Annotated in this window: 14 protein-coding genes; 6 read left to right on the top strand and 8 right to left on the bottom strand. The window is 74.8% G+C overall.

Going from position 1 to position 14,348, the window contains the following annotated elements; genetic code table 11:
- Positions 1-358: 358 nt before the first annotated feature.
- Both ACFYZL_RS19510 and ACFYZL_RS19505 read right to left on the bottom strand, forming a co-directional pair.
- On the bottom strand, positions 359-1,117 hold the full coding sequence (locus ACFYZL_RS19510; protein ID WP_388680320.1) for a GntR family transcriptional regulator: 759 nt from the start codon (positions 1,115-1,117) through the stop codon (positions 359-361).
- Positions 1,118-1,186: 69 nt separating this feature from the next.
- The gene (locus tag ACFYZL_RS19505; protein ID WP_384757109.1) at positions 1,187-2,797 is read right to left on the bottom strand and encodes an IucA/IucC family protein; all 1,611 of its coding nucleotides are present in this window, start codon (positions 2,795-2,797) and stop codon (positions 1,187-1,189) included.
- A gap of 105 nt (positions 2,798-2,902) precedes the next feature.
- On the opposite strand from ACFYZL_RS19505, the gene ACFYZL_RS19500 reads away from it, so the two are divergent.
- Positions 2,903-4,420, top strand: a complete 1,518-nt coding sequence (locus ACFYZL_RS19500) for an IucA/IucC family protein (RefSeq protein ID WP_388680316.1) — start codon at positions 2,903-2,905, stop codon at positions 4,418-4,420.
- A gap of 44 nt (positions 4,421-4,464) precedes the next feature.
- Positions 4,465-5,127 carry a class I SAM-dependent methyltransferase gene (locus tag ACFYZL_RS19495; protein ID WP_388680313.1) on the top strand — a complete coding sequence of 221 codons (663 nt, stop codon included), beginning with the start codon at positions 4,465-4,467 and terminating at the stop codon, positions 5,125-5,127.
- 9 nt (positions 5,128-5,136) lie between these two features.
- On the opposite strand, the gene ACFYZL_RS19490 is transcribed toward ACFYZL_RS19495, so the two are convergent.
- Entirely contained in the window at positions 5,137-6,330 is a 1,194-nt protein-coding gene (locus tag ACFYZL_RS19490; RefSeq protein ID WP_384757102.1) for a cytochrome P450, read from the bottom strand.
- Between the two features lie 210 nt (positions 6,331-6,540).
- On the opposite strand from ACFYZL_RS19490, the gene ACFYZL_RS19485 reads away from it, so the two are divergent.
- Both ACFYZL_RS19485 and ACFYZL_RS19480 read left to right on the top strand, forming a co-directional pair.
- A complete protein-coding gene (locus ACFYZL_RS19485; protein ID WP_384757099.1) occupies positions 6,541-8,055 on the top strand; it encodes an FAD-binding oxidoreductase in 1,515 nt (504 codons plus the stop codon).
- A gap of 9 nt (positions 8,056-8,064) precedes the next feature.
- Positions 8,065-9,288, top strand: coding sequence for a serine protease (locus ACFYZL_RS19480; RefSeq protein WP_388680308.1), 1,224 nt, complete (start codon positions 8,065-8,067; stop codon positions 9,286-9,288).
- Here ACFYZL_RS19480 and ACFYZL_RS19475 read toward each other — a convergent pair.
- The 3 genes from ACFYZL_RS19475 to ACFYZL_RS19465 are packed head-to-tail and all read right to left on the bottom strand — an operon-like array spanning position 9,242 to position 11,127.
- On the bottom strand, positions 9,242-9,619 hold the full coding sequence (locus ACFYZL_RS19475) for a hypothetical protein (protein ID WP_388680306.1): 378 nt from the start codon (positions 9,617-9,619) through the stop codon (positions 9,242-9,244). The genes ACFYZL_RS19480 and ACFYZL_RS19475 overlap by 47 nt on opposite strands.
- A gap of 30 nt (positions 9,620-9,649) precedes the next feature.
- Positions 9,650-10,180: an HXXEE domain-containing protein gene (locus tag ACFYZL_RS19470; RefSeq protein ID WP_388680303.1), complete on the bottom strand. Its 531-nt coding sequence runs from the start codon at positions 10,178-10,180 to the stop codon at positions 9,650-9,652.
- Complete coding sequence (locus ACFYZL_RS19465; RefSeq protein WP_384754093.1) at positions 10,177-11,127, bottom strand: AEC family transporter; 951 nt, start codon at positions 11,125-11,127, stop codon at positions 10,177-10,179. The genes ACFYZL_RS19470 and ACFYZL_RS19465 overlap by 4 nt, the downstream gene beginning before the upstream one ends.
- A gap of 75 nt (positions 11,128-11,202) precedes the next feature.
- On the opposite strand from ACFYZL_RS19465, the gene ACFYZL_RS19460 reads away from it, so the two are divergent.
- Both ACFYZL_RS19460 and ACFYZL_RS19455 read left to right on the top strand, forming a co-directional pair.
- Complete coding sequence (locus tag ACFYZL_RS19460; RefSeq protein ID WP_384754096.1) at positions 11,203-12,552, top strand: sensor histidine kinase; 1,350 nt, start codon at positions 11,203-11,205, stop codon at positions 12,550-12,552.
- Positions 12,549-13,229: a response regulator gene (locus tag ACFYZL_RS19455; protein ID WP_384579060.1), complete on the top strand. Its 681-nt coding sequence runs from the start codon at positions 12,549-12,551 to the stop codon at positions 13,227-13,229. Before ACFYZL_RS19460 ends, ACFYZL_RS19455 begins: the two co-directional genes overlap by 4 nt.
- Positions 13,230-13,245: 16 nt before the next feature.
- Here ACFYZL_RS19455 and ACFYZL_RS19450 read toward each other — a convergent pair whose 3' ends face one another.
- Entirely contained in the window at positions 13,246-13,752 is a 507-nt protein-coding gene (locus tag ACFYZL_RS19450; protein WP_388680298.1) for a protein phosphatase, read from the bottom strand.
- 84 nt (positions 13,753-13,836) lie between these two features.
- Complete coding sequence (locus tag ACFYZL_RS19445) at positions 13,837-14,259, bottom strand: hypothetical protein (RefSeq protein WP_388680295.1); 423 nt, start codon at positions 14,257-14,259, stop codon at positions 13,837-13,839.
- Positions 14,260-14,348: the final 89 nt, after the last annotated feature.

The following is a 14,348-nucleotide window of genomic DNA, read 5'->3' as shown; positions in this document are numbered from 1 at the left end:
GCGGACCGGCGGGCCGTAGAGCGGGACGGGATCTGCCCGTGTGCGCCTCGCCTCCGGCACGAGCGGCCGGAGCGCTTGGTTCCGCTCCACCGTCGACCATGCCCCGCACGCGTTCCCTCAAGCAAACTCGCGCGTGATCCTCGTCACTTGTGGGAACCGGAGGCGCTCCACCGTGGCGCACGCCCCGGACGGCACGGCCGAGACCGTGTACGCGCCGTTCCCGCAGCGGAGTTGGGCCGGGCGCCCGGTCGCCCCGGAGCGGACGTCCGGCCCGGCTCACCGCCACCCGGGGCGTGTCGGAAGCCACAGTGCGCGCCCGGCGGCCGGACCGGAGTCCCGGCCGACCGGGCGATGTGAGCTACGTAACGCGGAAGCCGGCGGTCGCCCGGTCATGGCGGTTGCGGTGGAGGACCAGCCGGTCCCAGGTGGGGAAGGCCAGGTCGGTGACGGCGAGCAGTCGGCCGGAGTCGTCGTGCAGGGTGCGGCGCGCGGTCAGACCGCAGGCGGCGGAGGCGACCGGGGGGTGACTGGTGCGGGTCATGGTGAGGGTCTCGGTGACCCGGCCGTCCACGGCGGCCCGGTCGAGCCAGCGGTCCAGTGCGTGCGGGTCCGCGTCACCGGTCGCCGCCACCCGGTCGCGGCAGCGGACGAGTTCGGGACTGCGGGCGATGGCGCCGGGGCTGAAGTAGGTGACGGCGTCGCGCAACGCCTCGCCCTCGGGGCCGCGTTCACGCCGGTGGTGCACCAGGGTCCGCTCCCCGCCGCGCATGCCGAGCAGCGCGGCGAGCGCCGGCGGGACGCTGACCAGGTCGACCCGGCTCACGGCGGTCGACGCCGGGCGGGGCGCGCCGACGACCGCGGGTGGCGGCGCCCCGCTCCCCGCGGCGGGGCGCGTCCCCCGGCGGCCCGTGACGACGAGGCCGTCCTCGCGCAGGTACTGGAGGGCGGCCCTGATGGTCTGCCGGTTGACCTGGTAGCGGGCGGCCAGGGTGCGTTCGGAGGGCAGCCGGGCGCCGGGGACGTGCGCGGTGCGGTCGAGTTCGTGCCGCAGCGCTGCGGCGATCCGCTGGTACTTGGGCATGGCGGCCGGGCCGCCGCCCCGCGAAGGGGAGGGCATGGCATCTCCTCTGACGGGTGGTCAAGGACTGCGCGGTCTGCCCGACCAACCTAGCATTGGTCTATACCTCTACGTGAGGGGTGCCCGGCCCCACCGCCCACCTTGGCCGATTCCCCACTCCCCCCGCAGCGGGTTCGGCAGCGGGATGTAGCGGGCGTCCGCGCCGTCCGCGCGGGTCCAGCGCAGCAGGAGGTTGGTCTTGCCCGGGAGGGAGGGGGCAGTGAGGAGGTCCGTGATCTCGGGGAGCCCGTGCGAGGCCGCGTAGTGGAGGAACTCCTCCCGGGCGGCCGGCCACAGCCCGGGGGCGGCGTGCGGGTGGCGGTCGGCGAGTTCGGCCGCGATCTCCGTGAGGTGGTTGACCACCAGGCAGTAGACGAGGCGCTGCCAGGCCGCTTCGCGCGGGAGGTCCGGTAGGAGCTTGACCCCCTCGGCGTCCCGGAAGAGCGCCTGCGCGGGCATCCCCTCGGCGTCGACCGCGACCAGCGTGTTCTGGAGGTGGGCCTCCAGTACGACCCCGTGGCGTTCGAAGAGCTCCAGTACCGGCGGAACCACCTGGCGCAGGTACGCCCGCCACCAGGCGGCCGGGTCACGGGTGCCGGCCAACGGGCTCCCCGGGTGGCCCTCGGCGAGCGCGGCGGCCAGCAGCGGGGTGGCTCCGGGCTCGGTGTGCGCGCGCAGGCCGTCGCGGACCAGGACGGCGAGTTCCTCGAAGGCGAACCCGGCGGTGCGGTAGCCACGGTCGGCGAGCCAGGCCGCCCGTGAGCCCGACCGGCGCAGTGCCGCGAAGCCCGCCTCGACCGCCGCGTCGGTGCGGCGCAGTTTCAGCAGGTCGTGGCGCCACAGCCGGCGCACGTCGTTGGTGATCCGGACGTCGAGGCTGAACTTCACGAAGAGGTCCGCGGAAGCGGAGGCGGAGGTTTCCGGTGCGTACAGGGTCCGGATCGAGGCGGTCGGCCAGGCCGGCAGCCGGCCCTCCCCCAGCCGCAGGAGGCGCCCGTCGGCGAAGGCCTCGCGCACCGCGGGCCGGGCGGCCACCAGGTCGAGCTGCCAGGGGTGGGCGGGCAGCAGCCGGTACCCGGCGGGCGCACCCGGCCCGTCGAGCAGGTCGGCGAGGGAGTCGACGGCCCCGGCGGCGGCCTCGCCGCCCTCCTCGACGCACTGGTCCTCGCGCAGCCCGAGGAAGACCAGCGGGAAACGGGCGTGGGCCTCGGGCGCGTAGGGCAGCCAGCTCGCGGCCGGCGCCCCACCGCGGGCCTTGGGGGCGGGGTGGTGCGGATGGCCCATGACGAGGGACTGTTCGGAGAGCAGGTACGGGTCGGCCGGAGGCTCCGCTGCCAGGCGGGCGGCCAGCAGCGCGGCGATCGTGTCGCGGCTGTCGGCGATCTCGACGGGGAGTTCGTCGTTCGGGGTCCCGGTGAAGCGGCCCAGTTCCTCGGAGGTGAGCTTGACCAGTTCGGTGTGGCCCAGCGGATGCCAGCCGTCGGCCGCTCGCAGCTCGGGGAGCGCCGAGCGGCGCCCACCCCGCACGCGGAGCAGCCGGCCGCTGCCGCGCAGCCGGTGGACCTCGCCCCCGAGGGGTTCCGCGGCCTCCCTGAGCAGGCAGTTCAGCAGCGGGGTGGTGGCGTACGCGTCGGCTGCGGCGTTGAGGTCCACTGGTTCCATTCGATCTGTCCGGTCCATCCGGTGCGCCGGGGGCTCGCGGGACGCGACCGCCCGGCCGTGATCTTCAGTATCCGCGATGATGAAGTGATCATCCCTTCGAGCGACTATCTGCGGAGCCGCAGCATGTACCTTCCCGCTTCACCGGCCGAAGACGCCGTCGCCGCCGAGCTGGACGGCGTCCGCCCCGCCCTCTCGGCCGGGTACGCCGACGCGCTGGACGGGGCCCGGGCTGCGGTGCTGACCCGGCTGTGGCGCGCCCTGGCCTTCGAGCCGCTGCCGTGGGTGGTGGGCCGGGAGCGGGTCCCGGGCGGGCTGAGACTGCTGCTGGAGGGGGGTGGCAGGCTGGACGGCCCGGCGCCGGATCCGTACGCGACCGCGCCGTACGCCCGCGAGCTGCTCCTCGACGGCCGGCCGTACGGGCAGGCCGCTGCCCTGATGGCGGCGCTGGGCGTGCCGCACGGGGAGGGGTTCGCCGCCGAGCTGGACGGCAGTGCGGCGGGCCTCGCGCTCTCCCGGGCCGGGCAGCCCCCCGCCGGGCGGGACGTCGCCGCGCACACCACCTGGGAGTGGGAGCAGCGGATCGTGGACGGGCATCCGTACCACCCGAACTGCCGCTCCCGGCCCGGTTTCTCGGTGGCCGAGCAGCTGGCGTACGCGCCGGAGCACCGGCCGGTGGTGGAGCTCGGGCTGGTGGCGGTACGGGCGGAGGAGTGCCTGGTGACCGGCGACTGGCCGGACGGGCTCCGGGACGGCGGGCGGATCCTGGTCCCGGTGCACCCGTGGCAGGCGGCGCACGCCCTCAAGCACGAGCCGGTGCGGGCCGGTTTCGCGGCGCACCCGCTGATGGCCCTGCGCACGCTGGCGCCCGCCGACGGCGGTCCGCACGTCAAGACGGCGCTGAGCACCCGGCTGACCTCCTCGGTGCGGGACATCTCCGTCTACTCCATCGAGACGGCCGCGGCCGTCTCCGCCTTCGCCGAGGCCCTCGCCGAGCGGCTCGACGGGCGCCTGCACATCACCCGCACCCTCGGGGCCGCCACCGCGCACAGCCCCGACCTGGCGGCCGTGCTGCGCGAACCGCCCGAGGCGTACGCGGACGCCGCCGCCGGGGAACGGGTCCTCCCGGTGGCGGCGCTGGCCGGGCTGCCCGAGGCCCGCTCGGCGGCGTGGCGGGCCCGCTTCGCCCGACTGGCGCTCTCGGTGTGCCTGCGCGTGCTGGACCTCGGAGTGGCGCTGGAGGCCCACGGCCAGAACCTCCTCGTCGTGCTCTCCGCCTCCGGGGAGCCGGTGCGGCTGGTCTACCGCGACCTCGCCGACATCCGGATCAGCCCGGCCCGGCTCGCGCGGCACGGGCTGGCGGTGCCTCCGCTGTCGGGCCGGCTGATCACCGACGACGTGACCGTGCTGCGGCGCAAGCTCTTCGGGTCCCTGCTCGCGGGGGCGCTCGGGGCGACCGCGGGTTCGACGGACGCCTTCCGCGAGGACCTCGCCTCGGCCCTCTCCGCCCTGCCGGCCACCGCCGACTCGGAGGCCCTGCTCACCGGGCCGCTGCCGGTGAAGGCGCTCACGCTGATGCGGCTGAGCCCCGGTGTCCCCGGCGATCAGTGGGCGGACCTGCCCCATCCACTGACCGTTCACTGAGCGGGGGATGAACCGGGGCGCCGCGCGGGCTACTGTCCAGGGGCATGACAGGTACCTCGGATCTGAGCTCCGTACGGGCGTCCTACGACACCGTCGCCGTCGACTACGCCCGTCTCCTGGGCACGGAGCTGTCCGGCAGGCCCCTGGACCGGGGGATGTTGTCCGCGTTCGCGGAGTGCGTGCGCGGGGACGGGCGCGGGGACGGGTCCGGCGGCCGTCCGGTCGCGGACGTCGGCTGCGGTCCGGGCCGGGTGACGGCCCATCTGGCCGGGCTCGGGGTGCCGACCTTCGGCATAGACCTGTCCCCGGCGATGGTGGCGGTGGCCCGGCGGACGTATCCGGGGCTGCGCTTCGACGTCGGTGCGATGGCGGCGCTGGACGTGGCGGACGGGGTGCTCGGCGGGGTGCTCGCCTGGTACTCCACCGTGCACACCCCGCCCGCGGAGCTGCCCGCCCTGTTCGCCGAGTTCGCCCGGGTCCTGGCGCCCGGCGGCCACTTCCTGATCGCCTTCAAGGCCGGCGACCGGAGGGTCCGGCTGGATCACGCCTACGGGCATCCGGTCGATCTGGACGTGTACTGGACTCCGCCCGAGCTGATCGCCGGACTGCTGGCCGCGGCCGGACTCACCGAAGTGGGCCGCCTGGTACGGCAGCCGGCCGAGGACGAGGCGGGTCCGCAGGGGTTCCTGCTCGCCCGCAAGGCCTGACGCCCCCGGCTACCAGCGCAGCGGGAGCCGGCTCACTCCCCGCATCAGGGTTCCCGGAAGCCACTCGCGGGGGCCCGCGTCCGGGTCCTCGGCCAGGTCCGGGAAGCGTTCCAGCAGCGAGCGGATCGCGATGCGCCCCTCCATGCGGGCCAGGGGTGCGCCCAGGCAGAAGTGGATGCCGTGCCCGAAGGCCAGGTGGCTCTGGCCGCTGCGGCGGATGTCGAAGACGTCCGGCCCGGGCTCCGCGAACCGTGCCGGGTCCCGGTCGGCCGCCGCCAGGGCGACCAGGACCGAGGAGCCGGCCTCGATGCGGGTGGAGCCGATCTCCAGGTCGGTGCGGGCGAAGCGGTACGTGGCGTGCTGGACGGGGCCGTCGTAGCGGAGCATCTCCTCCACCGCGCCGTCGATGAGGCCGTCCGGGTCGGCGCGCAGCGCCGCCAGCTGCTCGGGGTGCGCGAGGAGGGCCCGTATGCCGTTGCCGATCATGTTGACGGTGGTCTCGTGGCCGGCCACCAGCAGCAGGAAGGCCATCCCGATCAGCTCGTCCGGGGCGAGCTGGTCGCCGTCCTCGTCGCGCGTGCGGATCAGTGCGCTGAGGAGGTCCTCGCCGGGGTCCTCGGCCTTGGCACCGACGAGTTCGAAGAGGTACGCGGTCATCTGCTCCATGGCCCGGGGGGCCGCGCCGGAGGGGTCCGCCGAGGTCACGATCTCGCCCGACCAGGAGCGGAAGCGCTCCTGGTCGAGGTCGGGGACGCCGAGCAGCTCGCAGATGACGGTCATCGGCAGGGGCGCGGCGAAGGAGCTGATCAGGTCGGCCCGCCGCTCGGGGAGGGCGGCCATCGCGTCCAGCAGCTCGTCGGTGATCTGCCGGACCCGGGGGCGCAGGGCCTCGACGCGCCGGGAGGTGAATTCGCGGGCCACCAGGCGGCGCAGCCGGGTGTGGTGGGGCGGGTCGGATTCCAGCATGTTGCGGTTGGCGGCGTAGGCCTGGGGCGTGTCGAACAGGTCGGAGCCGAGCCAGTTCTTGGACAGCGCGGGATGGTTCAGGGCCGCTCTGGCCTCCTCGTGGCCGACGACCAGCCACGGGCGTTCCCCACCGATCTCTATCCGGTGGACGGGTCCCGCCTGGCGCAGTGCCGCGTAGAAGGGGTAGGGGTCGGCGTCGAACTCCTCGGCGTGCGAACCGAGATCCACAAGAGACATGCGCGCAGCGTACGGCCGATGACCACCGGCCCGAAGCGGTTGTCCGAACCGTTGTCCGAAGTGATGACCCGAGACGACGTTCCGAAGTGGTTGTCCTACGAGCCGAAGCGTTTCCTCTGCGGCTCCCGGCCGTGGGCCGTTCGGGCGGCAACCCCGGTCCGCGTGGGCCCGCCTTCACCGGGATCGGGCCGGGCGGTGGCAGAAGGGAGTATGAGCCTTCCTCGCCGCCGGGTCCTGGGCAGCGCGGCCGCGGCGGTGTCGGCCACCGTCGTGGCGGCGCGGCGCGGGCCCGACTTCGGCGCTCTGGACCGCGGGCTCGACGGGCGGCTGGTGCTCCCCGGCGACCGGGACTTCGCCGAGGCCCGGCAGCTGTTCCAGCCCCGCTACGACGCGGTCGCACCGGCCGCGGTGGCCTATCCCGCGCACGCCGCGGACGTGGCGGCCTGCCTGGACTTCGCGCGCCGCTCGGCCGTCCCCGTGGTGCCGCGCGGCGGCGGGCACGGCTACGCGGGCTGGTCCACGCGCGCCGCCGGGCTGGTCGTGGACCTCGGGGCCGTGGCGCGGGTGGTCGTGGCGGGGGACGGCGTCCGGGTCGGCGCCGGGGCCCGGCTCGGGGACGTGAACTCCGCGCTCGCCGGGCGCGGTCTGGGCATCCCGACCGGTCTGTGCCCCTCCGTCGGCATCGCCGGTCTCGCCCTGGGCGGCGGTCTGGGACTGGCCTCCCGGGCGTACGGAGCCACCAGCGACCGGCTCACCGGGGCCACGGTCGTCACCCCCGACGGGGCCGTCCGAGAGGTCGGCCCGGACCTGGAGCCCGAGCTGTACTGGGCCCTGCGCGGCGGCGGGGGCGGCAACTTCGGGGTGGTCACCGAGTTCCGCTTCCGCACGCATCCGGTGGCCGACGCGGCCTTCGCCGAACTGCACTGGTCCGGCGCCGACTCGGCGGCGGTGCTCCGGGGCTGGCAGCGGTGGCTGGTCGGGCTGCCGGACCCGTTCTGGAGCCAGGTGGAGTTCGTCGTCGGCGCCGACGCGGAAGGCGGGACCGTGCCCGCGCTGCGGGTGGTGTGCCTCGACGGGCGCCGGGAGCTGGAGCGGGAGCTGACCCGGCTGACGGACCTGATCGGCAGGCCGGTCCGGGACGCCTGGACCGTCGTCCGCGGTTACGGGGACACGGTGCGGGCCATGTCGGGCTGCCTGGAGCGGAGCGCCGAGGAGTGCCGGCTGCCGGGGGTGCTGCCCGGCCGGGACCCGAAGGGGCGCCTCGGCCGGGAGTCGTACGCCGCCCGCTCCGACTTCTGGGCGGGAGCCGGGCTGCCGGACGCGGCGATCGGCGTGGTGCTGGACGCCGTGCGGCGCCACCCGTCGGCGACGCCCCGGGGCGGGATCGGGGTGGTGCAGTTCGACGGGGTCTGCGGCGGGGCCCTGAACCGGGTCCCGCCCGGCGCGACCGCGTTCGCGCACCGCGCCGCCGCCTTCCTCGCCCAGTACCTCGTCTACTGGCCCGCGTCCGCGCCGGCCTCCGAGGTGGCCCGGCACGAGGACTGGCTCGACGGGCTCTGGCGGGACCTGCGCCCGTGGGCGAGCGGGAGCGCGTACCAGAACTACACCGACCCGAAACTGGCCGGCTGGCGCCAGGCCTACCACGGGCCGAACCTCGCCCGCCTGGAAGCGGTCCGGCGCCGCTACGACCCCTACCGGCTGTTCCGTTTCCCCCACGCCCTCTAGGAGCTGCGCATGGTGCTACGTACGTTGACGATGGCCGCGGCGGCGGCCGCGCTGCTGGTGCCCGCGGGGCAGCCGCACGTGGCCGCGGCGGAGCGCGCCGCCGCCCCGGAGGCCCTCGCCGCCGGACGTTGGACCGCCCGGGCGGCGCAGTCCTTCTGGACGCCCGAACGCATGGCCTCCGCGGTCCCGCTGCCGGCCGACCCCGCCCCGGACGCCGCCGGCGACGCGACCCCGGGCACGGTCCCGGCGCCGGCCCCCGGGCTCCCCGCGCCCGTCCCGGCCCCGGCGCAGGCCGTGCCGGACGCCGCGCCCGGCGTGGCACCCGTGCCCGCGCCCGCACCGGCGCCCGCACCGACGCCCCCCGTGGCTCAGGACCTGGAACTGCCCCCGGTCCCGGACGTGGACCCGCTCCCCGATCCGCTCCCGGACCCGGACGGCGACCCGGACGACAAGGCGGTGAACCCGCCCCCGATCCTGGACCCCGCCTCGCCCCGCCTGCCCGCCCCTGGCCCCGGCGTCGGGCAGGACTTCAACGGGACGCCGGTCGTCGGCAGGATGTACCTCGTCAAGGGCGGCGGCGCCTACTTCTGCACGGCGAGCGTGGTCGCCTCCGCCGGCCACGACCTGGTGATGAGCGCGGCCCACTGCCTGACCGGGTCGGACTACCAGCAGGTGGCCTTCGTACCGCAGTACACCCGCTCCAACCCGCAGCCCTACGGCATGTTCCCGGTGCGGCGGACCGCGGCCGGGAAGTCGAGGATCTGGATCGACCCGCGCTACCGCTCGCAGGGCGTCGACCGGGCCGCCGGACTCGACGTGGCCTTCGCGCAGGTGGGCCCGGACGCCGACGGGCTCCCGGTGGAGGACGTGGTCGGCGGGAACCGGCTCGTGACCGGCTCCGGTTACGCGCACTCCAACGTGACGCTGGTCGGCTACCCGGCCTCCGCCGCCCGGCCGCGGCTCTGCGTCAACCGGACGACGAAGTTCACCAGCAAGGATCCGGAGATCCCCGGATCGTTCCTGCGCATCGACTGCACGGGCTACCCGGGCGGAACCAGCGGCGGCCCGTTCCTGAGCCGCTACGACGCGCGCACGGGCACGGGCGACGTGATCGGGGTCATCGGCGGCTGGAAGACGGGCGGGGACACCGCCGACACGTCCTACAGCTCGTACTTCGGCACCGACGTCAGGAAGTTGTACGAGAAGGCGGTTGCCGAGGCGAAGGCGGGCTGAGCGGGACGCGCACCCAGCGGGTGCGGCGCGGGTTGCCGACGGTACGCGGGGCCGCGTGCAGCCCGTCGGCGGTCAGCGGTTCGGCGGGCGCGAGGCCGAGCCGGCGCCGCAGGTCGGCGAGGGCCGCGTGGACCGGGGCGAGGACGACCTCCGCGCCCGGGTCGATGTGCGCGAGGGCGTGCGCGGTGGTCTCGATGGCCTCGGCGGCGTCCTCGGCGGCCCCGCGGCTCCACCCCCCGTGCACGGCGGTGTCGTAGAGGTGGCAGGCGGCATCGGCCACGGCGTCGGCCCGTTCACCGACGCCCGGCGCCGCGATGGTCGGCAGTTCCATGCCGGCTCAACGAGCCGGGCCCGGCGGAGGCTACGACCGGATGCGGCGGGCCGCCGCGTTGACCGCGAACGCGGCCGCGCCGGCAACCGCCAGGCCCCGGGCGAGGTCCTGGGGCCGCGTGGGCCGCAGGACCCCGGCCCGGCGCAGCCGTCCGCGCGCCCACACCGTGAAGGGGATGACGAGCAGCGGCGAGGTGACCACCCCGGGCGTGTAACCGCGGGTCGCGGCGGCCTGCGCGAGGTGGACGAGGCCGTGCAGCCCGAACCCGTTGAGGGAGTCCTGGAAGAAGGCCGAACGCCCGCCGGTGCGGTGGCCGTCGGCGGCGGCCGCCGCGACGACGAGGCCCATGAGGCCGACGGCGGTGGCGAACTCCCGCCCGCCGGCGCCTTCGAGGCGCCGCCAGACCCGGTCGGGCAACAGCCCGGGGTGACGTGCACGCAGCACCGGCACCCTGGTCCGCGACCAGTGGCCCATGGTGGCGAGTTCTTCGAGGTCGTGGACGGCCCAGGCGGCGAACAGTCCGAGGGTGGCGGCGCGCGCCGGTAACGAGGTTCCTGTCATGGAACGACAGTCTGCAGCCAGAACGGCAGCAGCAGGAGGGAGATCACCGAACTCTTGATCACGAGGGAGGCGGAGAGGTCGACGCCCACGTCGTAGCGCTGGGCGAAGATGAACAGGTTCTGCGGGGTGGGCATCGCGGCGATCAGGACCAGGTACGCCAGCCACTCGCCCCGCACCCCGAACAGCATCCCGCACACCGCCCAGGCCAGCAGCGGGAAGGCCAGGCACTTGAAGCCGATCAGGGCGAGTTCCTCGCGGGTGGTGCCGCGGACGTCCAGACCGAGGCCGCCGAGGTGCAGGCCCAGGGCGAACAGGGCCACCGGGGAGGCGCTGTCGCCGACGAACGCGGCGCCGTCCAGGACCACGGCGGGCACGTGCACGGACAGCAGGTTGAGCAGGATGCCGGCGTTGCAGGAGAGGACCAGCGGCGTGACCAGCGAGGCGCCGACCGCGCGGCCGAGGCGCCGGCCCGGTCCGCCGCCGGTGGTGGGGTCGGTCCGGCCCAGTTCCATGAGGGAGATGACGACCAGGGACAGCACGCAGACCTGGAAGAGCAGGATCGGGAAGATCGGCGCGGCGGTCCCGAAGACGGTGATGAAGACGGGGACGGCGAAGTAGGCGGTGTTCACCTGCACTCCGGCCATCACGCGGAGCGCGACGGCGCGCGGCTCCCGGATCGAGTGGGCGACCGACGCCACCGCGACGAGGGCCACGGCGAGGGCGGCGGCCGTGGCGTAGCCGCCGATCGCGCGCCAGTTGAAGAGGGCGCCGAGGTCGCTGGCGTAGATGTTGCCGAAGAGGTAGCAGGGGACGGCGAAGAGGAAGGCGTAGTCGGAGAAGGCCTTGGAGGCCTCCGCCGGAACGATCTTGCGGCGTGCGAGCAGCACCCCTCCGCCGAATGCCAGCAGTACCGGCAACAGCTTCTCCAGCGCGGCTGCCCCACCCATGCGTACCGTACTCCCCCGTGATCGACTGGCCGGCAGCCTACCCGTATACCGGACACCCCCTACTCTGGACCGAACATGAGCGACACACCCCGCATCCGGCCGGGCCGCCGGAACCGTGAACGCCCCCGCAAGCCCGAGGCCGCCGGGCCGGGGGCGTGGGCGCAGCTCGGCATGCTGCTGCGGACGCCCGCCCGTGCGGCGGAGCCCCTGCTGGCGCAGGCACCCAAGCCCTGGCAGCGGATGTTGCCCTTCGCGATCGTCGGCGTGTTCGTGGTGACGCTGCTGCCGGTGACCATCACCGTGCTGACCCTCAATTACGGGCTCGGCGGCGGCTGGGCGGGCGCGCTGGGCGTGGCGCAGACCGTACCGCTGCTGCTGGCCGTGACCCGGCCGGTGCGGGCCTGGGCGGTGGTCCTGCTCGCGGACACCCTCGGCGCCCTGTTGCTGGTCCAGGCCGACCACGTGGCCTCGTACCCCTGGCCGTGGCCGCCGATGACCATCGTCGGGTACCTGCTGCTGATGGCGTGCCTGGGGCTGCGCGAGTCCGTCCGGACCATGGTCGGGGTGTGGCTGGCGACCGGCGCGGTAGGGGTTGCGCTCGAATTCCTCCGCCCCACGGGCGCGTCGAGCACCTTCGCCCTGCTGTTCGTGCTGGCCGGGGTGATGCTGGCGCTGACGGGCGCGTTGCGCGGATACGGCGACGCTCAGCGGCGGATCGCCGAGCAGGAGAGCATCAGCGAGGCGGAGCGGGCCCGACGCACCCTGCTGGAGGAACGGGCCAGGATCGCGCGGGAGTTGCACGACGTGGTGGCCCACCACATGTCGGTGATCACCGTGCAGGCGGATTCGGCGCCGTACCGGCTGCCGGGCATGGCGGAGCCGGTGCGGGAGGAGTTCGCGGCGATCGCCGCCAGTGCGCGGGAATCCCTCGGGGAGATGCGGCGGCTGCTGACCGTGCTGCGCGGTGACGGTACGGAGCGCGCCGAGGGCGAGAAGGCCCCGCAGCCCGGGATCGACCGGCTCCAGCAGCTGGTGGAGGCGACGGTACGGGCGGGGCAGCCCGTGGAGTTGTCCTTGGCGGCGGGTGCGTTGGGGGCGGCCCGTACGGCGCCGCCGGCCGTGGACCTGTCGGCGTACCGGATCGTGCAGGAGGCCCTGGCCAATGTGGTGCGGCACGCGCCGGGGGCCGCGACCCGGGTCTCGGTGACGGTCGACGCCGACGAGGTGCTGGTGCTCGTGGTCAACGGCCCCGCCCGGGGCGCCGTGGTGGCGCTGGAGAGTTCCGGCACCGGGCACGGTCTGGTGGGGATGCGGGAGCGCGTACGGTTGACCGGCGGGACGCTGGACACCGGTCCGCTGCCCGACGGCGGCTTCCGGGTGGCGGCCCGCCTGCCCCTGAACGACGCTACGCGGGAGACGACTTGACCATCCGGGTGATCATCGTCGACGACCAGGCCATGGTGCGGGCGGGGTTCGCCGCGCTGCTGTCGGCGCAGGCGGACATCGACGTGGTGGGCGAGGCGCCCGACGGCCGCGAAGGGGTCCGGGTGTCGCGCTCCACGCATCCCGACGTGGTGCTGATGGACGTGCGGATGCCGGAGATGGACGGACTCACGGCCGCCCGGGAGCTCCTCGATCCCCCGCCGGGGGTGGTGCACCGGCCGAAGGTGCTGATGCTGACCACCTTCGACATCGACGACTACGTGTACGAGGCGCTGCGCGCCGGCGCCTCCGGATTCCTCCTCAAGGACGCCCCGCCGGCCGACCTGATCTCGGCGGTCCGGGTCGTCGCCTCGGGCGAGGCCCTGCTGGCGCCGTCGGTGACCCGGCGCCTGATCGCCGACTTCGTCCGGCAGCGACCGGCTCCGCGCAAGGACCCGGCGCTGCGGCTGAACGGTCTCACCCCGCGCGAGACCGAGGTCCTCGAACTCATCGCGCGCGGCCTCTCCAACCAGGAGATCGCCGCCCATCTCGTCCTCGCGGAGCAGACGGTGAAGACCCACATCGGCCGGGTCCTGGCCAAACTGGACCTCCGCGACCGCGCCCAGGCCGTGATCTTCGCGTACGAGGCGGGCCTGGTCCGCCCGGGCGACACCGGCTGACGGCACCGACCCCGGCTCACGCCCCCAGCCCGGCGAGCAGCCCGGCGACGTCGAGCCCGGTCGTGAGGTACTCCTCGAACACCCGGTTGTTCAGCGCCCACGGCGACCGCCCCCGCCGCACGATGCCGACGGCGGCCGCCGCTTCTTCACCGCGCTCGACGAGCGTCTGCGCCACGACGAGCCCGGACCGGTTGTAGCCCGAGCGCCACCGGACGAGGACGCCGCGGCCGTCCCGGAGCGCCTGATCGGCGGTACGGGCCAGGTGCTGGACCGTACGGATCTGCTCCGCGCTCAGCGGGGCGTCGGGCATTTCGGCGACCACGTGCTCGACGCCGGGAACGGGACCGTGGCCGCGCCGCGTGTACAGGCTGATGACCAGCCCGAACTCCCGCCCGACGACGACCGGCCGACTGTCCCCGAGCGGGTCGGTCCACTGGTGGCCGCCCATCCACAGCCCGGGCACGATCTCGTTCCACGGGGCGTCCGGCTCCGGCACTCCGCGGCCTTTCTGCCGTGTCTTCACCTTGACTCCAAGTCTGCGCGGCGTCCGTCGCGTCGCGTGGATCGGGCGCGCGGGCGTCAGCCGAGGCCGTCGGTACGTCACCGGTCAGGGCCGGGCAGTGGTGCCGGACGTCCGTGCCAGTGGCTTCACCTCGTAGTGGCGGGCGAGTTCGCGCAGCACGGTCTCGTCGGCGGACCTGACGTCCCACAACGAGCTGTCGAATTCGGTCAGGACGACCACGAGCTCGCCGTCCGCGAACCCGCATGCCTCGGCATCGATCAGCTGGTACCCGGGGGTCGTGAGCGAGAGCAGCGTCAGCGTGTCCAGCCCCTCGCCCCCGGAGCGTCGCTCGATCTCGGCGCAGCGCGGGTCGACCATCTCGTCGATCTCGACGCGCCACGTCAGGCCCAGGCCGAAGCTGCCGAGCCGGACCAGCACTTCGGGGAGCGTCACGTAGTGGCGTCCCTGCCAGGCACGGAACGTGATCCCGTCCATCTCCGCCTCCGCGGCGGCCGTGTAGCGCGACATGCCGTCCCCCTCTTTCCTCCGCCCCCAGTCTCCTCCACCCCCTACCGGGGTATGACATCCCACTTGGCTCCCCGGTGCGACGTCCGTCG

The sequence above is a fragment of the Streptomyces sp. NPDC001717 genome (assembly GCF_042892775.1).
GTDB lineage: Bacteria > Actinomycetota > Actinomycetes > Streptomycetales > Streptomycetaceae > Streptomyces.
This window is presented reverse-complemented; position numbering and strand designations above follow the sequence as displayed.

Excerpts from the sequence above, each read along its gene's own strand:
- ACFYZL_RS19510 (WP_388680320.1), bottom strand. The coding sequence starts at position 1,117 with ATGCCCTCCCCTTCGCGGGGCGGCGGCCCGGCCGCCATGCCCAAGTAC.
- ACFYZL_RS19505 (WP_384757109.1), bottom strand. The coding sequence starts at position 2,797 with ATGGACCGGACAGATCGAATGGAACCAGTGGACCTCAACGCCGCAGCC.
- ACFYZL_RS19500 (WP_388680316.1), top strand. The coding sequence starts at position 2,903 with ATGTACCTTCCCGCTTCACCGGCCGAAGACGCCGTCGCCGCCGAGCTG.
- ACFYZL_RS19495 (WP_388680313.1), top strand. The coding sequence starts at position 4,465 with ATGACAGGTACCTCGGATCTGAGCTCCGTACGGGCGTCCTACGACACC.
- ACFYZL_RS19490 (WP_384757102.1), bottom strand. The coding sequence starts at position 6,330 with ATGTCTCTTGTGGATCTCGGTTCGCACGCCGAGGAGTTCGACGCCGAC.
- ACFYZL_RS19485 (WP_384757099.1), top strand. The coding sequence starts at position 6,541 with ATGAGCCTTCCTCGCCGCCGGGTCCTGGGCAGCGCGGCCGCGGCGGTG.
- ACFYZL_RS19480 (WP_388680308.1), top strand. The coding sequence starts at position 8,065 with ATGGTGCTACGTACGTTGACGATGGCCGCGGCGGCGGCCGCGCTGCTG.
- ACFYZL_RS19475 (WP_388680306.1), bottom strand. The coding sequence starts at position 9,619 with ATGGAACTGCCGACCATCGCGGCGCCGGGCGTCGGTGAACGGGCCGAC.
- ACFYZL_RS19470 (WP_388680303.1), bottom strand. The coding sequence starts at position 10,180 with ATGACAGGAACCTCGTTACCGGCGCGCGCCGCCACCCTCGGACTGTTC.
- ACFYZL_RS19465 (WP_384754093.1), bottom strand. The coding sequence starts at position 11,127 with ATGGGTGGGGCAGCCGCGCTGGAGAAGCTGTTGCCGGTACTGCTGGCA.
- ACFYZL_RS19460 (WP_384754096.1), top strand. The coding sequence starts at position 11,203 with ATGAGCGACACACCCCGCATCCGGCCGGGCCGCCGGAACCGTGAACGC.
- ACFYZL_RS19445 (WP_388680295.1), bottom strand. The coding sequence starts at position 14,259 with ATGTCGCGCTACACGGCCGCCGCGGAGGCGGAGATGGACGGGATCACG.